Origin of the sequence: Microcystis sp. LE18-22.4A (assembly GCF_027531105.1) — a bacterium.
Classification (GTDB): domain Bacteria; phylum Cyanobacteriota; class Cyanobacteriia; order Cyanobacteriales; family Microcystaceae; genus Microcystis; species Microcystis aeruginosa.
Genome location: NZ_JAPZRB010000574.1, coordinates 1 through 2,208, shown reverse-complemented (window position 1 = coordinate 2,208; position 2,208 = coordinate 1). Strand labels below are relative to the sequence as shown.

At 42.6% G+C, this 2,208-nt stretch carries 1 protein-coding gene and 1 pseudogene; both read left to right on the top strand.

Annotated features, from left to right (window positions below):
- The first annotated feature begins 165 nt into the window (after positions 1-165).
- The gene (locus O9295_RS24720) at positions 166-1,227 is read left to right on the top strand and encodes an anthranilate phosphoribosyltransferase family protein (RefSeq protein ID WP_147073673.1); all 1,062 of its coding nucleotides are present in this window, start codon (positions 166-168) and stop codon (positions 1,225-1,227) included.
- Positions 1,228-1,330: 103 nt separating this feature from the next.
- Positions 1,331-2,071, top strand: a pseudogene (locus O9295_RS24715) (RNA-guided endonuclease InsQ/TnpB family protein); the annotation flags it as partial.
- Positions 2,072-2,208: the final 137 nt, after the last annotated feature.

Genomic DNA, 2,208 nt, shown 5'->3' with positions numbered 1-2,208 from the left:
CAGGTGGTCAATTACCTAATTTTCAGGGAAAAAGTCCCGGAATTTTCCCCCCAATCACTCCAAAGGTCGGCACTTTTTGAGGGAAAACAAGTCTAAAAGTCTTATCCAACAAGGTTTTTAGATTTATTCAGCAAACCCTATTTACTCTTTATTTTTTTCCTTGAGATGAGTGATACTTTTCGAGAATTATTAAAAGCGATCGGTAGTGGCACCCATACGGGCAAAAATTTAACCCGTCCCGAAGCGGCAATGGCCACCAAGATGATGTTAACCCAAGAGGCAACCCCGGCCCAAATCGGTGCTTTCATGATTGCCCATCGCATTAAACGCCCCACCAGCGATGAGTTAGCGGGAATGCTTGATGCCTACGCCGAGCTTGGCCCGCAAATAACCCTAGAATCAGCCTCTTTTCAGCATCCGATCACTATTTTTGGCAATCCCTACGATGGACGCTCTCGCACTGCCCCGGTTACTCCGATCACTACTTTAATCTTAGGGTTGGCGGGGATTCCCGTAGTCCTGCATGGGGGCGATCGAATGCCAACTAAATACGGCATTTCCCTGAGGGAAATCTGGCAGCAATTAGGAGCAGATTTTAGTCAATTATCCTTAGCAGCAGTGAAAGACTGTTTAATCACCACAGGATTGACTTTTTTCTATATTCCGCGCCATTTTCCCCTAGTAGAGAATTTTGTTACCTATCGGGAGCAAATCGGTAAACGTCCGCCCATGGCTACGGTAGAGTTAATCTGGTCGCCTTTTGTGGGTAATATTCATCAGATATCGGGTTTTGTTCATCCCCCCACCGAAGATCGTTTTCGCGAAACTTTCGCTCTGAGAAATATCTCTCACTTCACCACCGTGAAAGGATTAGAGGGGAGTTGTGATTTAGCCTGTAATCGGACGGCGATTATTGGTCTGGGAAATCCCACCGATCCCCCTTCCTTTCAGCGATTTTTCCTAAATCCTCGCGATTATGGCTTCTGTCCCTCGGATTATCCTCTCGAATCTTTAGAGATGCTCACCGCTAAATTAAAGGGTTTATTAGCCGGAGAAAACAATGAATTAACCGATGCGGCAATTTTTAACGGTGGTTTTTATCTTTGGCGCTGTGGAATTGCCCCGGATATCCCCACCGGTTTCCAGCAAGCACAACAATGTTTACAGTCAGGAAAAGCCCTGGCTAAACTAGAACAAATCCGTAATTATCTGGAAAATCAGGAATAGATAGGAATAGGGCTGTAGGGGAAATTACCTAAAATGTCGGATGAATGCCCCCGCTACATTTTTCGACAAGATACTCACCTTTGCGGGGGATGAAATCCGACCAGAATACAAACTAACAGGCTACAAACTATCTGATGACCGACGTAAAATCAAGTTCACTGACGGTTTTAAAGCAGGAGAATTTGATTTATGGTGTAATCAAAAGACATTAGTTTATTATTCAGAGCAACAGATTAGACGGGTAAGAGTTGTTAGACGTGCTGACGGTTATTATTGCCAGTTTTTAATTGATGTAGAACGGCAAGAATACCATAAACCAACGGGACAAATAACAGGAATTGACCTAGGTTTAAAAGAGTTTTATACCGACGCTCAAGGCAATACTGTAGAGAATCCACGTTATTTAAGAAAGTCAGAAAAACGACTTCAAAAAGCACAACGACGATTATCTAAGAAATTCCGTAAAGGAAAGAAACAGTCTAAAAACTATCATAAGCAACGGGTAAAGGTAGCCAAGCTTCATCTTAAAGTATCAAGACAACGTAAAGACAAAGCAATTAAAGACGCTTTGGCGTTAGTCCAGTCTAATGATCTGGTAGTCTATGAAGCTTTAAAGGTAAGAAACTTAGTCAAAAACCGTAAACTTGCCAAGTCGATTTCTGATGCTTCTTGGTATCAATTCACCGAATGGTTTGAATTTTTTGCCAAGATTTATCGGATTGTTTGTGTTGCTGTTCCTCCCCATTTTACTAGCCAAGATTGTTCAGTTTGTGGTACGATAGTTCAAAAAACATTAAGTACTAGAACTCATCAATGTCCTAACTGTAAAACAATCTTAGATAGGGTCTGCTGAAAAAGTTTTTCGTGGGGACAGGGTGTGGGGTGTGGGGTGTGGGGTGTAGGGTTTTACCGATTCTCATCTGGTCAATTACCTAATTTTCAGAGAAAAAGTCCCAGAATTTTCCCCCTATCTCTCCCACA